Below are 20,883 nucleotides of genomic sequence, written 5' to 3' on the forward strand. Positions count from 1 at the left end.
TCGGCAATCGTAACGCCCGGCCTCGCGTGCGCTGCGACGCGAGGGGTTCGCAGATCAGTTGGTGCTTCCTGTCACGAAGGGCGGCAACACGATTTCGCATTCGAGTGGGCGTCCACGGACGTCGACCACCACCGTGTCTCCCTTGGAGACCCCTGCTGCCGTATCAATCAGTGCCAGCGCGATGCCGGTCTTCAAGGTCGGGGAGAACGTTCCGGACGTGCACACCCCGATTCGGTCGCCGCCCGCTTCGGCGAGCACGCCCAGGTCGGCGCGAGGAACACCCCTGCCGATGGCCCGCAGCCCCCACAGCCTGCGCACGGGTCCTGCTTCCTTCTCCGCCAGCAACGCGTCGCGGCCGAAGAACTCCGGCTTCTTCCAGCCGACAGCCCAGCTGCAGCGAGCCTGCACGGGGGTGATGTCGACCGACAGTTCGTGCCCGTGCAACGGGTAGCCCATCTCGGTGCGCAGGGTGTCCCTGGCGCCGAGGCCGGCGGGTTGTCCACCGGCTGCCGTCACCGCGGTCAGCAGCGCGTCGAAGACGCCGGCGCTGTCGTTCCACGTCGGCAGCAGTTCGTACCCGCGCTCACCCGTGTACCCGGTTCGGCACACCCGTACCGGATAGCTTGAATCACCCACCACCAGTTCAGCATCGATGAACGACATGTATTCCATCTCGGTCGGCAACCCGAGGCTGTCCAGCACCTCCGCCGACTTGGGCCCCTGCACGGCGATGACACCGAAATCGCGGTGCCGGTCGGTCACCTCGATCCCTTGGGGCGCGACGGCAGCCAGCGCTGCGACCACCGCGGCGGTGTTCGCGGCGTTGGGAACCAGGAAGACGTCGTCCGATGACACCCAGTAGGCGATCAGGTCATCGATGACGCCACCGGAGTCATTGGTGCACAACGTGTATTGAGCCTTGCCGGGCCTGATCTTGCCGAGATCGTTGGTCAGCGCGCGGTTGACGAAATCGGCGGCGCCGGGGCCGGTGACCGACGCCTTGCCGAGGTGGCTGACATCGAAGATGCCCACAGCCTCCCGGACCGCGGTGTGTTCAGCCACCGTGCCTGCGTAGGACACGGGCATGTTCCAGCCACCGAACGCGGCGAAGCTCGCGCCGAGCGCGCGATGCGATGCCTCGATGGGACCTGCCAGCAATTCACCTTCACTCATGACGCCAACGCTATCGCGCCCGGTGCCGCGACGACGGCGGACGCGCACCCCCGTCGGCGTTGCCGGGCAGCCAACTAAGCTGACCGGCAGGCATGAGTAGGGCTACGAGTGGGAGTGCAAACGTGAGCAAGTCGAGTGCAAATCGTCGTCTGGGTCCGGAGCTGTCGCTGGCCACCGGGATCGGCAAGAACGACGACGTCCTGGTGATCGGACTGACCACGGCGGATGAGACCGACGGGGACGGGACGCCGAGCCTGGTCATCGGCGAGGGACTGTTCGACGACGCGGTCGCCTCGGCCATCGACGCCTCACTGGCCGCCGTCGGCGCACAGGGATCGGCCGGAGAGCTGACCCGCCTGCCCGCCCCCGCCGGCCTCGACGTCGCGTCCGTTCTCGCCGTCGGCCTCGGCGCTCCGGCAAAACTCGATGATGCCGAGCACATCCGCCGTCAGGCGGGTGTCGCGGCTCGCAGCCTGGCAGGTGTCAGCACCGCCGTCACCACGCTGTCGACTGCCGATCTCACCGCCGCCGCCGAAGGCTTCTTCCTCGGGGCCTATCGGTTCGACGAGTTCCGCACGACCCCGCCCGAGAAGGCACCGCTTGGGTCCGTCCGTCTGCTCGTCCCCGCGGTGGACCGGGACACCAAGGCAGTCCTCGAGCGCGCCGAAGCCATCGCTCGTGCGGTGTCCATCGCCCGCGACTTCGTGAACACGCCGCCGAGCCACCTGTACCCGGACGAGTTCGCCGCCCGCGCCAAGGCCCTCGGGTCGGCGGCAGGCCTCAAGGTCGAGATCCTCGACGAGGTCGCCCTCGAGAAGGGTGGCTATGGCGGCATCATCGGTGTCGGCAAGGGCTCCTCGCGCCCACCGCGGCTGGTTCGGTTGACCCACAGCGGGGGCCGGAAGGCGAAAACCGTCGCACTCGTCGGCAAGGGCATCACCTTCGACACCGGCGGTATCTCCATCAAGCCCGCCGCCGGCATGGAGAACATGACCTCGGACATGGGCGGCGCCGCCGCCGTCATCGCGACCACGATTTTGGCCGCCGAGCTGAACGTCGGCGTCACCGTGATCGCAACGGTCCCGATGGCCGAGAACATGCCGTCGAGCACGGCGCAGCGGCCAGGCGATGTCCTGACCCAGTACGGCGGCAAGACCGTCGAGGTGATCAACACCGACGCAGAGGGTCGGCTCATTCTCGCCGACGCCATCGTGCGCGCCTGCGAGGACGACCCCGACTATCTGATCGACACCGCGACGCTGACCGGCGCGCAGATGGTTGCACTCGGAACCCGTACCCCCGGTGTGATGGGCACAGACGAGTTCCGCGACCGCGTCGCGGCCATCTCGCAGGCCGAGGGCGAATCGGGTTGGCCGATGCCGTTTCCCGACGAGCTCCGCCCGGACCTGGATTCTCGCGTCGCCGATCTGGCCAACGTCACCAACCACCGCTGGGGTGGCATGTTGTCCGCTGGAATCTATCTCCGTGAGTTCGTCGCGGACGGCGTCCAGTGGGCGCACATCGACATCGCCGGACCTGCTTTCAACACCGGCGGCCCGTGGGGCTATACCGGTAAGGGTGGCACCGGCGTCCCGGTCAGAACCATCTACGCCTTGCTGGAGGAGATCGCTGCCGAAGGCTAGCTCGGAAGGTAGGGTTTGAACCGGCGGTTTGCCCTACCGGGCGTGCCCCACCCCCACTCCGGGTCACCAATACCGGCGACCCGGTCCAGACATCAGACCGCACACCGGATCTCGAAATCGAGGAGTCGACAACGATGGCCTTCTCCGTCCAAATGCCCGCCCTGGGTGAAAGCGTCACCGAGGGCACAGTCACCAGGTGGCTCAAGCAGGAGGGTGACACGGTCGAGGCCGATGAGCCGTTGTTGGAGGTGTCGACCGACAAGGTCGACACCGAAATCCCGGCTCCCGCCTCGGGCGTGCTCACCAAGATCGTCGCGCAGGAAGACGACGTCGTAGAGGTCGGCGGTGAGTTGGCCCAGATCGGTGAGGCCGGCGAGTCCGCCGATGACTCCGACGACTCGGGCAGCTCCGACGATTCTCCTGCCGAGAACGAGACGCAGGCCGAGCCCGAAGCGGAGCCAGAGTCCGAACCGGAGCCCGCAGCGGAGCCGGAGCCGAAGAAGCCGTCGTCGTCCGGTTCGGGTGATGGCACCGACGTCACCATGCCCGAGCTCGGCGAGTCCGTCACCGAGGGCACCGTGACCCGCTGGCTCAAGGAGGTCGGCGATTCCGTCGACGCCGACGAGCCGCTTCTCGAGGTGTCCACCGACAAGGTCGACACCGAGATCCCGTCCCCTGTCGCCGGCACCTTGCTCGAGATCGTGGCGGCCGAAGACGACGTCGTCGAGGTCGGCGGACGGCTGGCCGTGGTCGGTTCAGCAGATGCGACCCCGACCGTTGAACCTTCCGAGCCGGAAGAGACCAAGGACGAGGCACAGCCAGAGCCGGAACCTGAGCCCGAGCCCGAGCCCGAGGCCAAAGAAGAGCTGTCACCGGTCGAGACACCGGAGCCCGACAAGAAGCCCGAGCCCCAGAAGCCTGAGCCCAAGAAGGAGTCGGCGCCTGCGGCCAAGTCGGACGACAGTGGTTCCAGCCCTTATGTCACCCCGCTGGTGCGCAAGCTGGCTGCAGAGAACGACGTCGACCTGAGCTCGGTCAAGGGCACCGGCGTCGGTGGCCGTATTCGCAAACAGGACGTGCTGGCCGCAGCGGAGGCCGCCAAGGCCCCCGCAGAGCCCGCCCCGTCGAAGTCCGAACCGGCTGCTGCGGAGAAGAAGTCGGCACCCGCCGCGCCGAGCCCAGAGCTGGCACAGTTGGTCGGCACCACGCAGAAGATCAACCGGATCCGCCAGATCACGGCCAAGAAGACCCGCGAGTCGCTGCAGGAGAGCGCACAGCTCACGCAGGTGTTCGAGGTCGACATGACCAAGATCGTCACCCTGCGCAAGGCCGCGAAGGAAGGCTTCAAGACCAGCGAAGGCGTCAACCTGACGTTCCTGCCGTTCATCGCGAAGGCCGTTGTGGAAGCCCTCAAGGCACACCCCAACGTCAACGCGTCGATCGATGAGCAGGCCAAAGAGATCACCTATTACTCCAAGGTGCATCTCGGTATCGCGGTCGACACCGAGCAGGGCCTGCTATCCCCCGTGATCCACAACGCCGACGATCTGTCGATCGCCGGGCTGGCACGGGCGATCGCAGACATCGCGAGTCGGGCGCGGAGCAACAAGCTCAAACTCGACGACCTGACCGGTGGAACCTTCACGATCACCAACATCGGCAGCCAGGGCGCTTTGTTCGACACCCCGATCCTGGTCCCGCCGCAAGCGGCGATGTTGGGTACGGGAGCGATCGTCAAGCGTCCGGTCGTGCTCACCGGTGCCGACGGATCCGAATCGATCGCCGTGCGGTCGATGTCGTTCCTGCCGCTCACCTACGACCACCGGCTGATCGACGGCGCCGACGCGGGACGGTTCCTGACCACCGTGAAGCACCGGCTGGAAGAGGCGGCGTTTGAGGCGGACCTGGGCCTATAGCCCATGCGGATCGCTGTCGCGGGATCATCTGGCCTGATCGGCACGGCCCTGGTGGACAGTCTCACCGGGGCCGGCCATCAGGTGCTCCGCCTGGTTCGCAGACCCACGACCTCGGAGCACGAGGTCCACTGGCAACCGGAATCCTTCGGGATCGATCCCGCGGCATTGGCCGGCGTCGACGTCGTCGTCAATCTCTGTGGACGCGGCATCGGCGATCGGCGATGGTCCGGCCACGTCAAGCAGCAGCTGCGGGACAGCCGGATCATCCCGACCCAGGTCCTGGCGGAAGCGGTTCGCGTCGCGCAGGTCCCGACGTTCATCAGCTCGAGCGCAACCGGTCACTACGGAGACACCGGATCGTCGGCCGTCACCGAAGAGGACCCTGCGGGCAGTGGCTTTCTCGCAGATCTGACCATCGATTGGGAAGCCGCGGCACTGAGCGGCGCACCTGATGCAACAAGGGTGGCGCTCATCCGCACCGCGCCGGTGATGTCCCCCTCCGGCGGGATGCTCGGCAAACTCCGCCCGCTGTTCAAGCTCGGAATGGGTGGGCGGCTGGGCAACGGTCGTCAGTACCTGCCATGGATCAGCCTGCCCGACGCGGTCCGGGTGCTCGAGTTCGTCATGGATTCTCCGATCAGCGGGCCGGTCAACATGTGCGGGCCGGTGTCGGTGACAAACGCGGAGTTCACCGCAGCCCTGGGTCGTGCCGTGCACCGCCCGGCGCCGTGGCCCGTGCCGGCGGTCGTCCTGTCGAAAGCCGCGGGCGAGATGGCCGATGAAATGTTATTGCAGGGCCAGAACGTTGTACCCCGTGTGTTGATCGACAGAGGTTTCCAGTTCCGGCATCCGACCCTCGATGCAGCCCTGGCTCATGCCGTGAGCAAGGAGGCGTGATGGGTAGCGCTCGTCTTTCCAGCGAACCGCTCGAGATCCGCTGGCTGGGCAGGGTCGATTACCAAGAGACCTTTGATCTGCAGCACCGGCTCGCCACCGAGCGCGCCGACGGGATTCTCGACCATGACGTGCTCCTCCTGCTGGAACACCCGGCGGTGTACACCGCCGGGCGTCGGACCGAAGATGCCGATCGCCCCACCGACGGTTCTCCTGTGATCGACGTCGATCGCGGTGGCAAACTCACCTGGCACGGACCCGGGCAATTGGTCGCCTACCCCATCGTCGCGCTCGCTCATCCGGTCGATGTCGTCGACTACGTGCGGCGGCTCGAAGAGGCCATGATCACCGTGACCCACCAGTTTGGTTTGGACACCTACCGCGTGGACGGGCGGTCCGGCGTGTGGGTGCTGGGCGACGGTCTGCGGCAGGACCGCAAGATCGGTGCCATCGGCATCCGCGTCGCCAGGGCTGTCGCCTTGCACGGCATCGCGGTGAACTGCGATCCGGACCTGAGCGCCTTCACCTCGATCATCCCGTGCGGCATCCCTGACGCCGGAGCAGGTTCTCTCACAGGCGAGTTGGACCGAAAGATCACCGTCGAGGATGTCCGTCCACTACTCGGCCGAGCCATCTCCGACGCACTCGACGGAACCCTCCCCGTCGTCGAACATCGGCCACCTCGAGCCGAAACGCCGCAGATCGTCGCGACAAATGGTAGCGGCGTAGGGTTGGTCCGGTGACCGTTCAGCAAGACAAACCCACCCAGTCCAGCGCCCCGGGGTCGGTCGGCCCCAACGGACGCAAACTGCTCCGGCTCGAGGCCCGCAACGCCGAGACCCCGATCGAGCGCAAGCCGTCCTGGATCAAGACGCGCGCGACGATGGGTCCGGAGTTCACCGAACTGAAGGCTCTGGTCAAGAGCGAGGGCCTGCACACGGTCTGCGAAGAGGCCGGTTGCCCGAACATCTACGAGTGCTGGGAAGACCGTGAGGCCACCTTCCTGATCGGCGGCGAACAGTGCACCCGGCGGTGCGACTTCTGTCAGATCGACACCGGCAAGCCTGCGGATCTCGACCGCGACGAACCGCGTCGCGTCGCCGAGAGTGTCGTGACGATGGGCCTGCGCTATTCGACCGTGACCGGTGTGGCACGCGATGATCTGGCCGACGGCGGCGCCTGGCTGTACGCAGAAACGGTGCGTTACATCAAGGAACTGAACCCGACCACCGGCGTCGAGTTGCTGATCCCCGACTTCAACGCCGACCCGGAGCAGCTAGCGGAGGTCTTCGCGTCGCGGCCCGAGGTGCTGGCACACAACGTCGAGACCGTGCCGCGCATCTTCAAGCGGATTCGACCGGCCTTCCGCTACCAGCGAAGCCTCGACGTCATCACCGCCGCCCGGGACTACGGACTTGTCACCAAGTCGAATCTGATCCTCGGCATGGGTGAGACCCCGGACGAGGTGCGCGAGGCGATGACGGACCTGCACGAGGCAGGGTGCGACATCCTGACCATCACGCAGTACCTGCGTCCGTCGCCACGGCATCACCCGGTGGACCGTTGGGTAAAGCCCGAGGAATTCGTCGAGCACTCGAAGTTCGCCGAGGACCTCGGATTCGCCGGCGTCATGGCCGGACCGCTGGTGCGTTCGTCGTACCGGGCGGGACGACTGTACGCCCAGGCGATGGCACACCATGGGCGTGAACTCCCCGAGTCGATGTCTCACCTGACCGATGGTGGTGACGCGTCTCAGGAGGCGTCGTCGCTGATGGCCCGCCTTGCCCGCTGAGCCTGCGCCGAGGACCTCGGGTCCTCGGCTGACGCAACCCGGCACGGCCTGCCGAGTTCTCGAGGTGGGCCAGTATCCTGGACGTCATGGCGAAGGCAAAGGCGAGCAAAGAGGCAAAGGCGGCTGCGAAAGCCGCGCGTAAAGAAGCATCGCGTGCCCGTCGCAAACAGCTGTGGCAGGCGTTCCAGATGCAGCGCAAGGAAGACAAGCTGCTTCTGCCGCTGATGATCGGGTCGATCATCGGGCTCACCGGACTCGCGGTGCTGATCGGCCTGCTCACCGGCTCTCTCGTGTTCGTGCTCCCGCTCGGCATCGTTCTCGGTGTGCTGATCGCATTCATCATCTTCGGTCGCCGGGTGCAGAAGACGGTGTTCACGAAGGCCGATGGGCAGGCGGGAGCCGCCGCCTGGGCGCTGGACAACATGCGCGGGCAGTGGCGGGTCAAGCAGGCCGTCTCCGGTACCACCCACCTGGATGCGGTGCACCGCGTCATCGGTAAGCCGGGAGTGATCCTGGTCGGCGAGGGATCGCCGCACCGGGTCAAGACCCTGCTCGCCCAGGAGAAGAAAAAGATCGCTCGCGTCGTCGGCGACACCCCGATCTACGACGTGATCGTCGGCAACGAAGAGGGTCAGGTCCCCCTCAAGAAGCTCGAACGGCACCTGAGCAAACTGCCGAACAACATCAACAAGGCCCGCATCGACAGCCTCGAGTCGAGGCTTGCGGCACTGGGCGGCAAGGGACCGGGCGCCGGTATGCCCAAGGGCCCGATGCCCGCAGGTGCGAAGATGCGCAACATCCAGCGCACCGCCCGTCGGCGCTGATCGTCTCCAGTCACAAAAACACCCGTTCCGGCCAAAAACACCCGTTCAAGCAGGTGTTTTTGTCCGGAACGGGTGTTTTTGTCTGCGGGAGATTCAGCGAGTGCGGATGAGTGCAGTTCCGGTGGCCCGGTCGTGCATGCCCCGACCGTCGTGATCGTTGATCAGCGGCGGCACCAGGAACACGATCAGCGCCTGGCGGATCAACGCCCGCACAAAGCCGACCCGCTCGCCACCGTCCACGCGGGCGACGCGCATACCGGTGAGGAATTGTCCCGGGGTGAAACCGAACGTGGTGACGGTACCGACGCCGACGATGAACCAGACCCCCAGCACCACGGTGGACAGCGAGGACGACTGCAGATCCTGGACGAACAGCAGTGAGACGCCGCCGCACATCAACCAGTCCACGAGCAGTCCCAGGCAACGATGCCAGGATGAGGCCAACGCACCCGGACCGGATTCGGGCAGGCCGAGCTTCTCGCCGCGGTAGTCGCCTACGTCAGCACCGTCTTCCAGCGCCGCCTGCGGACCTGACAGCCACGATCCGGTGATTCTTCCCATGCCTTCAATGATAGGTGTCGCACAGAGTGGGACGCGGCGACGTCTTCGTGCCGCATCTCACAATCGTTGCCGTGGGGATTTGCGTACGTAACACAGGCGAAACACCGAAGTATCTGGCCAGCAACCTGGCGTCAATACGGTCAGCGTTGATGATCCGCCACTCTAGAGTGGAGAAGGACAATCGCCAGGCCTTGCAACATCCATGAACATGGGGTGCTGGCAGCAATTGGGCACAAGTGAAGGAGCCACCCGCAGGTGTACAACTCAAAGGAAGAACTGCTCGAGGGCATCAAGGCCGAGGGCGTCGAATACGTCGACATCCGGTTTTGTGATCTCCCGGGAGTGATGCAGCACTTCTCGATCCCGGCATCGGCGTTCGATGAGAGCGTCTTCGAGGACGGATTGGCTTTCGACGGATCTTCGGTCCGCGGATTCCAGTCGATCGACGAGTCGGACATGATGCTGCTCCCCGACCCCGCGACGGCGCGTATCGATCCTTTCCGCAAGGCGAAGACGATGAACGTGACCTTCTTCGTGCACGACCCGTTCACCCGCGAGGCCTACAGCCGCGACCCGCGCAACATCGCGCGCAAAGCCGAGGACTACCTGGCCAGCACCGGCATCGCAGACACCTGCTTCTTCGGTGCCGAGGCCGAGTTCTACATCTTCGACTCCGTCTCGTTCAGCTCCGAGATCAACGAGACCCATTACCGGGTCGAGTCGGAATCGGGCTGGTGGAACGCCGGATCGCAGACCAACCCGGACGGTAGCCCCAACCTCGGCTACAAGGTCCGCCAAAAAGGCGGGTACTTCCCCGTCGCCCCGTACGACCACTATGTGGACCTGCGTGACGAGATCTCGACCAACCTGCAGACCGCAGGGTTCATCCTCGAGCGCGGCCACCACGAGGTCGGCACCGGTGGACAGACCGAGATCAACTACAAGTTCAACACCCTGCTCCACGCGGCCGACGATGTGCAGCTGTTCAAGTACATCGTGAAGAACACCGCATGGCAGCACGGCAAGACCGTCACCTTCATGCCGAAGCCGCTGTTCGGCGACAACGGTTCGGGCATGCACGCCCACCAGTCGCTGTGGAAAGACGGAAAGCCGCTGTTCCACGACGAGGCAGGCTACGCGGGACTCTCTGACCTCGCCCGCCACTACATCGGCGGCATCCTGCACCACGCCCCGTCGCTGCTGGCGTTCACCAACCCCACGGTGAACTCGTACAAGCGTCTGGTTCCCGGCTACGAAGCCCCCATCAACCTGGTCTACAGCCAGCGCAACCGCAGTGCCTGCGTGCGTATCCCGATCACCGGCAACAACCCGAAGGCCAAGCGCCTCGAGTTCCGTTGCCCGGACAGCTCGGGCAACCCGTACCTGGCGTTCGCCGCGATGATGATGGCAGGCCTGGACGGCATCAAGAACAAGATCGAGCCGCACGAGCCCGTGGACAAGGACCTCTACGAGCTCCCGCCGGAGGAGGCCAAGGGCATCCCCCAGGCCCCGACGTCACTCGGCGCGGTCATCGACCGCCTCGAAGGCGATCACGAGTACCTCACCGAAGGTGGCGTGTTCACCGAGGATCTCATCGAGACCTGGATCAACTTCAAGCGTGAGAACGAGATCGAGCCGGTGCAGATCCGTCCGCACCCGTACGAGTTCTCTCTCTATTACGACGTGTGATCTGCAGTAATTCATCTCAATCCGCCCGTCTGACCTCGGTCAGGCGGGCGGTTTGTTTGTGTGACGGTGTATCTGCTCCGCCACGAAAACCGGACATCGCCTACGGTGGGTACGTAGGGGGACGATCGCCGGAAACACGGTCGACCGATCACCGAACGGAAGAGGTACAACCGCAATGCAGGCCGCCGAACAGGTCGTCCTGGTCTCCGATGACGGCACGCCGATCGGTGTGGCCCCCAAAGCGTCGGTCCACGACGGCAATACCCCTCTCCACCTGGCATTCTCGTGCCACGTGTTCGATGAGGAAGGGCGGGTCCTGGTGACACGGAGAGCGCTGGCCAAGAGCACCTGGCCCGGAGTCTGGACGAACTCGTTCTGCGGGCATCCGGGCCCCGGGGAAGCGATGGAAGACGCAGTCGTGCGCCGGGCCTCGTTCGAGCTGGGGGTCAGCATCGACCGGATCACAGTGACCCTGCCCGACTTTCGCTACCGCGCCGTCGACGGGTCCGGTGTCGTCGAGAACGAGATCTGTCCGGTCTTTCGATCGGAGCTGGTGGGTGACCTGCAGCCCAATCCGGATGAAGTCGTGGAGATCCGGTGGGTCCATACCGCAGCCCTTCGCACGGCCATCGACGCGACGCCATGGGCTTTCAGCCCCTGGCTTGTGATGCAGGCCCGCGAACTCTACTGAGTCCCGGCGAGCACTCGCCGAGTCACAACATTCCGACTTCGGACAGCATGGTCCGGGTCTGAGCGACAGATGCCAGCTCGTCGAGGTCGATGTCGAGCCCGGCCACCTCCTCCAGCGGGGGTAGCTCGTAGGTGCTCGAGGTCACGCCGGACACCACCGGGTACTCGGCCGCCTCGTCCGCGAAATATGTCTGGGCACCCTCGGACAACAACGCTCGCAGGAACTCGATCGCCTGCGGTTTGTTGTCGGAGTGCTTGACGACGCCGGCGCCTGCGACGTTGACGAGCGCGCCCGGATCTCCGGCGGAGAATCGATGGAGGCCGACCGGCGATCCAGCGCCGCCGGCCAGGACCAGTGGATACCAGTAGTAGTGGTTGGTGAGTCCCAAGGCCGCCTGTCCGGCGGTCACTGCTTGCACCACAGAACCGTTGTCCGCGAGAGGAATCGGGTCGTTGGCCACGAAATCGGTGAGCCAACGGCGAGCCGCTTCGTCGCCTCGGGCAACCCGCAGAGCCGTGACGAATGACTGGAACGACGCGTTGGTCGGGGCGTACGCGATCCTGCCTCGCCAGCGGGGGTCCAGCAGTCCATCGATTCCAGCGGGCAACTGAGTGGCGGTCGCCTGCACCGTGTTGTAGACGAGCACCCGCTCACGCGCCGAGGTCGCAATCCAGGTTCCGTCATTCGACCGGTATCGCGCCGGGACCATTCCGAGAATGTCGTCGGGCAACTTCTCGAGCATCTCACGTTGGTCCAACATCCCGAGGGCTGCCGCATCCTGACCGAAGAAGACCTCGGCAGGGGTGTCATCGCCTTCAGCCAGCAATCTGTCCGCTTGCGCATGCGTATTGCCCGAGTAGTCGACGTCAACCGTGAAACCCAGGTCACCGCTGAGTATTTCGATCATCGGGGCCACCAGACCCTCATCTCGCCCGGAGTACACCAAGATCGATTCTCGGCCTTGCAGATTCGATCCGTTGTCGCCTGCGCCGCAGGCCACCGTGATCGCAAGTACTGCGGATACCACTGCAAGGGACACGACTCGCCGGACGAGCGTCACACGATCTCCATTTCGACGAACGGATATTCGGGCATTTCGGGCGCGCAAATACACAGTATCGAATCTTGTTGCTGTGCACAAAAGGTCGCCGAAGGTGACCGTCGATCGCTCGGAGCCGACTGTTAAGTTGCGAGCATGACTTTCAAGCGGCTGACCGCAACTGTCCTCGCTTCGTCCGCCCTGATGTTGGCCGCATGCGGATCCGACGACGGATCGTCGTCAACCGAGTCCACCACCGCTGCAGGAGCGACCGGCACCACTGCCGCGGCCGCCGCGTCGTGTCCCACCGAGGCCCCGGCCGCCGACGTCGCTCCGCAGTGGACGCTCGACGGCACCACCGGTGCGGTCGCAGTGACCGGATCGACCGACACCGCAGTGCCCAAGGTCACGGTGACCACACCGTTCTCGGTCGACGCGACCCAGGTCCAGACGCTCACCGAGGGCGACGGGGCGCTCGTGCCCGAGACCGCCGAGGTGTCGGTCTGCTACATGGGTGTCAACGGCCGCGACGGCAACGTTTTCGACAGCAGTTACGAGACCGGTTCGCCTGTCGACTTCCCGCTGACGGGCGTCATTCCCGGCTTCCAGAAGGCCATCGCCGGACAGAAGGTCGGCTCCACCGTCGGCGTGGCGATGACGTCGGCCGACGGGTATGCCACCGGGCAGCCTGCCGCCGGCATCGAACCCGGTGACACCCTGATCTTCGCCATCAAGATCTTGTCGGCGCAGGGCTGATCACGGCAGACGCTCGCCCAGTTCGGCGAACAACGCCTCGTTCGATTCGAAGGCCCGTACCGCTTCGTCGAGGAGACGGATGATGTCGGGCTCCGTCAACTCCAGCCCGTCCAGTGTGGCCCGATAGTCGTCCTTGAAAAGCTTGAGTTTGTCGATGCCGTCGAACACGTAGAAACTCAGGGCCCCGTCGGCGAGCCCGTAGTGCAGTTTCATGCGGCTGCGGATCACTTGGCCACCCGAGAGGTCACCTAGATACCGTGTGTAGTGGTGGGCCACGAATGCCACCGGATCACCGGCGGTAGCGCGAATCTGCGCTACATAGGCAAGTGTCGCGGGCAGGGGCACCATGTCCTCCGCGCCGATCCCCAGCTCGGTGAGGTCAGCGAGTAGCCGAGGAGCCCTCCGCAGCCTCTCGTCGTGCACTGCGCCTCCCACCCGATCATGATGGAGGCCGTCTCCGACGATTTCGAGTTCGTCATAGACGAAATACAACTGAGCAGCCATCGCGTAATAGGCAGCGACATCGAGTCGGCCGCCCAGCAACTGTTCAACGAACGCGGAACCTTCGGCGCGTTCATGTGCCACTGCGGTCGCAGCGCGCAGTCGCGCGGAAACCGAACCGATCGCAGTGGGTGTCGCCGGATCAAAGGTCGTCATCGTTCACTCTCCACAGCCGGCTCGTCCGATCACCGGTGCCTGCGGGCGCACCTCATCCCCCGGCCGGTACCAGTGATACAACCAGTCCACGGTGATCTGAATCACCGATTCCGAAAGTATTGAGGTCGGCGGCGACGAACTCGCGGGAGATCACATGATCGATCGCGATGACTGGAGGAAAGGTCCGGTCGGCCGGATAGGTCATCTTCCACATGCCTCCGGACTGCTCGGTGGCATCCCGGAATCCGTTCTCCAGCAGCGCCCGATACTGGGCATGGTCCCAGGTCGCGTTGAGATCACCGCTCACGATCACCCGGTCGGCGGTCGTGGAGTGAATGGTCTGCCGGAGCCGCTTCATCTCCCCCACCCATCGATCGGGATCGTACGGGTAGGGCGGAATCGGATGCACCGCGTACACCGTCGTCGTCGGCGCACCGGGAAGGTCGACCTCGGCCCGCAGATTGTTGAGTGCGAAGCCGTTCAGTTGGGCCGTGTTGCGCAGCGGGAATCGACTGAAGATGCCGGTACCCACTCCACCGTTGCCGGGCACCACGAACTCATACGGAAGCATGCTCCGGAGTTCGGTCTGCTCGAATCTGGCCAGTGCTTGCGGCGTGATCTCCTGCACCGTGAGCAGGTCGGCGCCGCTCGACTTCACTTCCGCGACAACGTCATCGACATCTGCTTCCCCCAAGGTGACGTTCGACGTCACAACAGTGATGCGTTCACCGGCTGGTGCGTCAGAAGCTATGAGAAGCGGCGCCTGCGTCCAGATCCCGACGCCGAGGAGGATCACCGCCAGAGCCGTGGAGATCCACCGCCGGGTAGCGGCGAGGATGATCACAGCCGGGATCGCAGCCAGCAGCAGCCAGGGCACCGCGCTGGCGACAGCCGTCGACGCGCGACCCCGACCGGGATAGTAGTGCAACCAGATGGCGACGATGACCGCCGCGAGGAGAGCCCAACCCAGCACGACCGCGATGAAATAGAAGACCTTGAAGGCAGCTCCGCGGTGAGCCAGACGCTGCTTCACCCGCCGAATACCTTCAGCACCACCGCTTTGGCTCTGCGGGTGACCCGCAGATAGTTGTCCAGGAACTCCCCTGAATCGTCGTCATGCCAGCCGGCTGCGAACGCTACCGCTCGCAGCGTCTTGCCCGGCGCAGGCAGTTGGTCGATCGGCTTCCCGCGCACCAGTACCAGTGCATTGCGCGCCTTGGTCGCGGTCAACCACGCTTCTTTGAGCAGGAGGACGTCGTCCTGGGCCAGCAGCTCGGCCGAACCGATCGCATCGAGGCACTGCAGCGTCGAGGTGTTGTGCAAGGACGGCAATCGATGCGCGTGCCGCAACTGCAGCAGCTGCACGGTCCATTCGACGTCGGCCAGACCGCCGCGGCCCAGTTTGGTGTGGGTCGCCGGGTCGGCGCCACGCGGCAACCGTTCGGAGTCGACCCTGGCCTTGATCCGGCGGATCTCGCGGACCGCGTCCGAGGACACTCCCCCTGCCGGGTACCGGATCTGATCGGCCATGAGCAGGAACGCAAGTCCGAGATCCTCGTCTCCCGCGACCTGGTGTGCCCGCAACAGTGCCTGGATCTCCCAGGCCTGCGCCCATTGCTGGTAGTACGCCGCGTATGCCGCCAGGGTGCGGACCACGGGACCGTTGCGGCCCTCCGGACGCAGCCCGGTGTCCACTTCGAGTGGCGGGTCCGCACTCGGGGTACCCAGCAGTGAACGCACCCGCTCCGCGATCGTGTTGGCCCAGCGTACGGCGTCGGCGTCGTCGGTTCCCTCGATCGGATCACAGACGAACAGCACGTCGGCGTCCGACCCGTAGCCGAGTTCGCCGCCACCGAGCCGCCCCATCCCGATCACCGCCATCCGGGCGGGAGCCGGTGAACCCCGTTCTGCGACAGAGGCATTGACGACAACGGTGAGCGCTGCGTTGAGCACTCCGGCCCAAACCAGCGACAGGGCGCGGCACACCTCGGGCACGTCGAGCATGCCGAGGATGTCCGCCGAGGCAACCCTGGCGAGTTCGAAACGACGATGCGAGCGCGCCACCGAGATCGACGCCTTGAGGTCCCGCTGGCGGATGGCCGAGGCGACCATACCGCCCACGACGTCCTGCGGATCGACCTCCTTGAGCTTGGGGCCCCTGGCCCCATCGGCATACAACCGGATCACATCCGGCGAGCGCATGAGCAGCTCGGCCGCGTACGCCGAGGTACCCAGTACAGTCATGAGCCGTTCGGCCACCACACCTTCGTCACGCAGCAATCGCAGGAACCAGTCCCGGTCGGCTGCAGAATCACAGAGCCTGCGGTAATTCAGCAACCCGGCGTCGGGATCGGGTGTGCGGCTGAGCCATTCCAGCAGGGTCGGGAGCAGCAGTTCCTGGATCTGGCCTTTGCGGCCTGCCTCGGAGACGAGCGCCTTGAGGTGTCCGAGCGCGTTTTCCGGTTTGCCGTAGCCGAGGGCGCCGAGCCGCCTGATCGCCGAGGTGTCCGACAGTCGCAGTTCGTCCTTGTCGAAACGCGTCACCGCCTCGAGCAGAGGCCGGTAGAACAGCTTCTCGTGCAGTCGGCGGACGCGGTGGGATTGCCTGCGGATCTCTTCGCGCAGAACGCCACCCGCATCGAGATCGCCGGTGGGACGGATGTGCGCCGCACGCGCGAGCCACCGCATCGCCTCGATATCGTCGAACTCGGGCAGGGTGTGCGTGCGTTTGAGCCGCTGGAGCTGCAGACAATGCTCGAGCAGTCGCAAGAACTCGTACGAGGCAACGAGATTGGCGCCGTCGTCGCGACCGATGTAGCCACCGTCGCGCAAGACGGTCAGCGCCTCGACAGTGCTCTTCACCCGCAGGCTCTCATCCACGCGGCCATGCACCATCTGCAGGAGTTGTACCGCGAACTCGACATCGCGCAGGCCACCCCTGCCGAGCTTGATCTCGCGCTCTCGCAGGTCTTCGGGCAACATCTCCTCGACGCGGCGGCGCATCGCCTGGACATCGATGACGAAGTCCTCGCGCTCGGATGCCTCCCAGACCATCGGACTCACGGCATCGACGTACGAACGGCCCAGTTCCATGTCGCCGGTCATCGGGCGGGCCTTCAGCAACGCCTGGAACTCCCAGGTCTTGGCCCAGCGCCGGTAATAGGTCAGGTGCGACTCGAGAGTGCGGGTCAGGGCGCCCGCCTTGCCCTCCGGTCGCAGCGCTGCGTCGACCTCGAAGAACGCCATCGACCCGACCCGCATCATCTCTCCTGCGATGCGGCTGGTCTGACCGTCGGCCGGTTCGCTCACGAAGATGACATCGACGTCGCTGACGTAGTTGAGTTCGCGGGCACCGCATTTGCCCATCGCGATGACGGCGAGCCTGGCCGTCATCGGTTGATCGCCGCAGACCTCGGCGATCGCCACGGCGAGCGCCGCGGTCAGTGCTGCGTCGGCGAGTTCTGCCAAGAAGTTGCTGACCTCACCGAACCGCAGCACCGGCTCGTCCTCGACGGTGGGCGCGAGATCTCGGGCGGCGACTTGAAGCAGCAGGTCGCGGTAGGCCAGTCGCAATGCGATGACGGCTTTGGGGCCGGTCAGTTCGGCCCGGTAGATGAGATTGTCGTTGTCCTCGTGACCCGTTTCCGGTTGCGCCGATACCGCGTCGAGCATCGTGCGCCGCAGTTCGGCGACATCGAGCAGATCTTCGCGGGTCAGCAACCGCCAGGCGTGGGTTTCGGCGACCAGGTGATCGCCCAGCGCGGTAGACGAGCCCAGCACTGCGAACAGTCGCCCCCGGAATCGGCGATCGGTGCGCAGGAGGTCGTCGATCTCGTCCCAGTCCTCGCCCACCGCAGCCCGCAGCCGGACCAGTGCCCGCAATGCGATGTCGGCGCTGGGTGCCCGCGACAGCGACCACAGCAGGTCGACGCACTTCTCCCCGTTCCAGCCGAGCGTGGCCAGGTCATCCGGAGCGGTCGACTCGAGAAGACCCAACCGGCCGACGCCGGGTACACGAGATCGGGACGCAGGTGGTGTCACAGGTGTAAAGGTACTGGTCTGATTCCAGCGAGCACCATCAACCCACCGCCTGTCGCCGCGGCTAGAGCGAGAGGTAGTTCTTCAACTCGAACGGCGTCACGTGGCTGCGGTACTCGGTCCACTCCGCCCACTTGTTGCGCAGGAAGTACTCGAAGACGTGCTCGCCCACGGCCTCGGCGACCAGTTCGGACTTCTCCATCTTGGTCAGTGCCTCCGCCAGCGAGCCCGGCAGCTCCTTGTACCCCATCGCGCGACGCTCGGCCGAGGTGAGGGAGAAGACATCGTCCTCGGCGTGTTCGGGCAGTTCGTATCCTTCTTTAATGCCTTTGAGCCCGGCGGCGAGCAGGACCGCGAAGGTCAGATACGGGTTGCAGGCGGAGTCGGGACTGCGGACCTCGATACGCCGCGACGATGCCTTGTTCGGGGTGTAGAGCGGCAACCGGATCAGCGCCGAGCGATTCGCCGCGCCCCAACTGGCCGCCGTCGGGGCCTCGCCACCGTGGATCAGTCGCTTGTAGCTGTTGACCCACTGGTTGGTGATGGCGCTCAGCTCATCGGCATGGTGCAGGATTCCCGCGATGAACTGCTTGCCGGTGTCCGACAGCGCCATGGGGTCGTCCGGGTTGTGGAAGGCGTTGGTGTCGCCCTCGAACAGGCTCATGTGGGTGTGCATCGCCGAGCCCGCGTATTCACTGAAGGGCTTCGGCATGAACGTCGCCCAGACATTCTCTGCGATCGCGACCTCTTTGACCACGTAGCGGAAGGTCATCACGTTGTCGGCCATCGACAGCGCGTCGGCGTACCGGAGATCAATTTCCTGTTGGCCGGGCGCGCCCTCGTGGTGCGAGAACTCGACGGAGATGCCCATCGACTCGAGGGCCTCGATCGCGTGCCGACGGAAGTTCGGCGCGGAGTCATGGACGGCCTGATCGAAGTAGCCGCCGTTGTCGGCGGGAATCGGGACCGATCCGTCGGTGGTCGGCGGATTCTTGAGCAAAAAGAACTCGATCTCAGGGTGGACGTAACAGCTGAAGCCCTGGTCGGCAGCCTTGTTTAGTTGACGACGGAGCACGTGGCGGGAGTCTGCCCACGACGGTTCACCGTCGGGCATGACGATGTCGCAGAACATCCTGGCGGAGTGGTGGCGACCTGTGCTGGTCGTCCACGGCAGGATCTGAAAGGTCGAGGGATCGGGCTTGGCGATGGTGTCCGCCTCCGAGACCCGCGAGAAGCCCTCGATCGCCGAGCCGTCGAAACCGATGCCCTCGGCGAAGGCGCCCTCGAGCTCGGCCGGCGCGATGGCAACCGACTTCAGATATCCGAGTACGTCGGTGAACCACAGCCGAACAAAACGAATGTCGCGCTCTTCGAGCGTCCGGAGCACGAATTCTTTTTGGCGATCCATGACACCGGAGCCTAGGAGTGCCCTGTTAAATGCATGTTACGAGCGCGCTTCAACCAGAATATCCAGCGGATTTCTGGCAAAAATCTCAGCATTTGAGGCCTTCGTCCGGCAGAGTGAGATTGACGAAGTACTCGGTGACGGCATCGTCGACGCAGTCGTGACCCTCCAACGACGCCGTGTGCTGAGCACCCTCGAAAGTGATCAATCGGGCCCCGAGCTGCGCTGCGAGGTCGACGCCGGCCTGATAGGGGGTCGCGGGGTCGTTGGTCGTCGAGATGACCACGGTCGTGGGCAGATTCGGGATGTTCAGATCGTGCGGCGCGCTGGTGGGCGGAACAGGCCAGAAAGCACACACATCGCGCGCGCCCTTACCTGTTCCCCTCCCGTCATCGGTGAACGGCGCGGCGCGGCGTCCTTCGACGTCGAGCCGATCGATCTCGGCCTGGTCGGTCAGACGCGGGTCGTCGACGCAACGGATCGCCGTGAAAGCGTCGGTGCTGTTGGTGTAGTAGCCCGCGGCATCGCGCCCCTCGTAGAGGTCGGCCAACCGCAACAGGGTGTCCCCGCGACCGCCGGCGAGTTCGGTCAGAGCATCACGGAGCGGTTCCCACAACGCGTCGGAGTACATCGCCTGACCCGCACCGGTCATCGCGTCGCCATAGGACAGGGGCCGACCATCCGACGTGGGCGCAGGTTTGTCGATCAGAGGCCTGGTCAGTTCTTGGAATCTCGTGGTCGCCGCGGCGGGGTCGTCGCCGAGAGCGCAGTCGCCCCGGTTGATGCAATCGGCTGCGAAAGCGTCGAAGGTCGACTGGAATCCGGCGAGTTGCCGGATGTTCTCGTCCACCGGATTCGCCGAGGGGTCGACCGCACCGTCGTTGACCATCGCGCGGACCTTGGTCGGGAACTGTTCTGCGTACGCCGACCCGATCTTGGTGCCGTAGGAGTAGCCGAGGTAGTTCAGCTTGTCGTCGCCGAGAGCGGCGCGCAGCACGTCCATGTCCTTCACCACGTCGACGGTGCCGACGTGGGCGAGAAAGTCGGTGCCGACACGTTGCGCACATTTGTCTGCGTCGGCCCTGTTCTCCGCTTCGATCTTCGCGATCCCCGCCGGGCTCATGTCCACCAGCGTCTCGGCCCTCGCTTCATCGCGTTCTTGCGCTGTGAAACAACGGATCTGCGGTGTCGACCTCCCGATTCCGCGGGGATCGAAACCGATCAGATCGAACCGTTTGCCGAGATCGAGACTGCCGAAACTCTGCGCCTGACCGGCCATGAACTCCACGCCCGATGCGCCCGGCCCGCCGGGATTCATCAGCAGTGACCCCACCTTGTCGCCGGACGCCCGGACCCGGAAGATTGCGATGTCCGCAGCGTCGCCGTCGGGGTTCTCGTAGTCCACCGGCACGGTGATCGTCGCGCAGTCGCTGCGATCCTCCGGATAACCGGTCACCTCCTGGTCGGCGTAGGCGGCGCACGATTCCCAGCGGATCGTCTGGCCGTAGAACCGGTCCAGACTCGGGGTCGGTCCCGCTCCGACACTGAACGTGGCCTCCTCGGCCTGGCCGTCGACGCTTTCGGAACACGCCGTCACGGCCATCAGCAGGGCCAGCCCTGCACCTGTCGCGCCGACCCATCGCCGCACCTGCGGTCGCCCTCGCCTGATCACCAGGCACATCGTGCCACGGGACCCGTCGTCGTACGTGAACGAACCGAGCGCCCGATGTGACACATTGCACAGCCGTCTGCTGTTTCCCGCCAAACCAGCCGGTGCCACACTGGTGGGGTCATCCACCCACCCG

At 65.2% G+C, this 20,883-nt stretch carries 17 protein-coding genes; 9 read left to right on the forward strand and 8 right to left on the reverse strand.

The genetic code is table 11. The features are described from left to right. Positions 1-54 precede the first annotated feature (54 nt). Positions 55-1,173 (reverse strand): glycine cleavage system aminomethyltransferase GcvT, encoded by a 1,119-nt coding sequence (gcvT, locus tag DFR67_RS17155; RefSeq protein WP_110470735.1) that lies wholly within the window; start codon positions 1,171-1,173, stop codon positions 55-57. 122 nt (positions 1,174-1,295) lie between these two features. On the opposite strand from gcvT, the gene DFR67_RS17160 reads away from it, so the two are divergent. The 6 genes from DFR67_RS17160 (at position 1,296) to DFR67_RS17185 (ending at position 8,242) form a co-directional block, all read left to right on the forward strand. Then, positions 1,296-2,816, forward strand: coding sequence for a leucyl aminopeptidase (locus DFR67_RS17160; RefSeq protein ID WP_110470736.1), 1,521 nt, complete (start codon positions 1,296-1,298; stop codon positions 2,814-2,816). Between the two features lie 134 nt (positions 2,817-2,950). Next, a complete protein-coding gene (sucB, locus tag DFR67_RS17165) occupies positions 2,951-4,732 on the forward strand; it encodes a 2-oxoglutarate dehydrogenase, E2 component, dihydrolipoamide succinyltransferase (RefSeq protein ID WP_110470737.1) in 1,782 nt (593 codons plus the stop codon). A 3-nt stretch (positions 4,733-4,735) separates the two neighbouring features. Continuing rightward, positions 4,736-5,629, forward strand: a complete 894-nt coding sequence (locus DFR67_RS17170; RefSeq protein WP_110470738.1) for a TIGR01777 family oxidoreductase — start codon at positions 4,736-4,738, stop codon at positions 5,627-5,629. Then, positions 5,629-6,369, forward strand: coding sequence for a lipoyl(octanoyl) transferase LipB (gene lipB, locus DFR67_RS17175; RefSeq protein WP_110470917.1), 741 nt, complete (start codon positions 5,629-5,631; stop codon positions 6,367-6,369). The genes DFR67_RS17170 and lipB overlap by 1 nt, the downstream gene beginning before the upstream one ends. Beyond that, complete coding sequence (gene lipA, locus DFR67_RS17180; RefSeq protein WP_110470739.1) at positions 6,366-7,418, forward strand: lipoyl synthase; 1,053 nt, start codon at positions 6,366-6,368, stop codon at positions 7,416-7,418. The genes lipB and lipA overlap by 4 nt, the downstream gene beginning before the upstream one ends. An 86-nt stretch (positions 7,419-7,504) precedes the next feature. Continuing rightward, positions 7,505-8,242 (forward strand): DUF4191 domain-containing protein, encoded by a 738-nt coding sequence (locus DFR67_RS17185; protein WP_110470740.1) that lies wholly within the window; start codon positions 7,505-7,507, stop codon positions 8,240-8,242. 93 nt (positions 8,243-8,335) lie between these two features. Here DFR67_RS17185 and DFR67_RS17190 read toward each other — a convergent pair whose 3' ends face one another. Further along, positions 8,336-8,803, reverse strand: a complete 468-nt coding sequence (locus tag DFR67_RS17190; protein WP_110470741.1) for an RDD family protein — start codon at positions 8,801-8,803, stop codon at positions 8,336-8,338. Between the two features lie 255 nt (positions 8,804-9,058). Here DFR67_RS17190 and glnA (DFR67_RS17195) point away from each other — a divergent pair, with 255 nt between their 5' ends. Continuing rightward, entirely contained in the window at positions 9,059-10,492 is a 1,434-nt protein-coding gene (gene glnA, locus DFR67_RS17195) for a type I glutamate--ammonia ligase (protein ID WP_110470742.1), read from the forward strand. A 175-nt stretch (positions 10,493-10,667) separates the two neighbouring features. Beyond that, positions 10,668-11,183, forward strand: a complete 516-nt coding sequence (gene idi, locus DFR67_RS17200; protein WP_110470743.1) for an isopentenyl-diphosphate Delta-isomerase — start codon at positions 10,668-10,670, stop codon at positions 11,181-11,183. Between the two features lie 22 nt (positions 11,184-11,205). Here the strand turns inward: idi and DFR67_RS17205 are convergent, their stop codons facing one another. Then, positions 11,206-12,243 (reverse strand): extracellular solute-binding protein, encoded by a 1,038-nt coding sequence (locus DFR67_RS17205; protein WP_146240468.1) that lies wholly within the window; start codon positions 12,241-12,243, stop codon positions 11,206-11,208. Positions 12,244-12,378: 135 nt separating this feature from the next. Between DFR67_RS17205 and DFR67_RS17210 the strand changes: the two genes are divergently transcribed. After that, positions 12,379-12,978, forward strand: a complete 600-nt coding sequence (locus tag DFR67_RS17210) for an FKBP-type peptidyl-prolyl cis-trans isomerase (RefSeq protein ID WP_110470744.1) — start codon at positions 12,379-12,381, stop codon at positions 12,976-12,978. Here DFR67_RS17210 and DFR67_RS17215 read toward each other — a convergent pair whose 3' ends face one another. The 5 genes from DFR67_RS17215 to DFR67_RS17235 all read right to left on the reverse strand — a co-directional run bounded on the left by DFR67_RS17215 (position 12,979) and on the right by DFR67_RS17235 (position 20,759). Further along, on the reverse strand, positions 12,979-13,635 hold the full coding sequence (locus tag DFR67_RS17215) for a biliverdin-producing heme oxygenase (protein WP_110470745.1): 657 nt from the start codon (positions 13,633-13,635) through the stop codon (positions 12,979-12,981). It abuts the gene before it with no gap. Positions 13,636-13,687: 52 nt separating this feature from the next. Continuing rightward, the gene (locus DFR67_RS17220) at positions 13,688-14,668 is read right to left on the reverse strand and encodes an endonuclease/exonuclease/phosphatase family protein (protein ID WP_158539980.1); all 981 of its coding nucleotides are present in this window, start codon (positions 14,666-14,668) and stop codon (positions 13,688-13,690) included. Beyond that, positions 14,665-17,676: a bifunctional [glutamine synthetase] adenylyltransferase/[glutamine synthetase]-adenylyl-L-tyrosine phosphorylase gene (locus tag DFR67_RS17225; RefSeq protein WP_110470747.1), complete on the reverse strand. Its 3,012-nt coding sequence runs from the start codon at positions 17,674-17,676 to the stop codon at positions 14,665-14,667. Before DFR67_RS17225 ends, DFR67_RS17220 begins: the two co-directional genes overlap by 4 nt. 61 nt (positions 17,677-17,737) lie before the next feature. Next, positions 17,738-19,081 carry a type I glutamate--ammonia ligase gene (glnA, locus tag DFR67_RS17230; protein WP_084835275.1) on the reverse strand — a complete coding sequence of 448 codons (1,344 nt, stop codon included), beginning with the start codon at positions 19,079-19,081 and terminating at the stop codon, positions 17,738-17,740. Between the two features lie 85 nt (positions 19,082-19,166). Next, the gene (locus tag DFR67_RS17235; protein WP_425451299.1) at positions 19,167-20,759 is read right to left on the reverse strand and encodes an alpha/beta hydrolase; all 1,593 of its coding nucleotides are present in this window, start codon (positions 20,757-20,759) and stop codon (positions 19,167-19,169) included. Positions 20,760-20,883: the final 124 nt, after the last annotated feature.

The organism is Williamsia limnetica, assembly GCF_003217475.1.
Lineage (GTDB): Bacteria > Actinomycetota > Actinomycetes > Mycobacteriales > Mycobacteriaceae > Williamsia > Williamsia limnetica.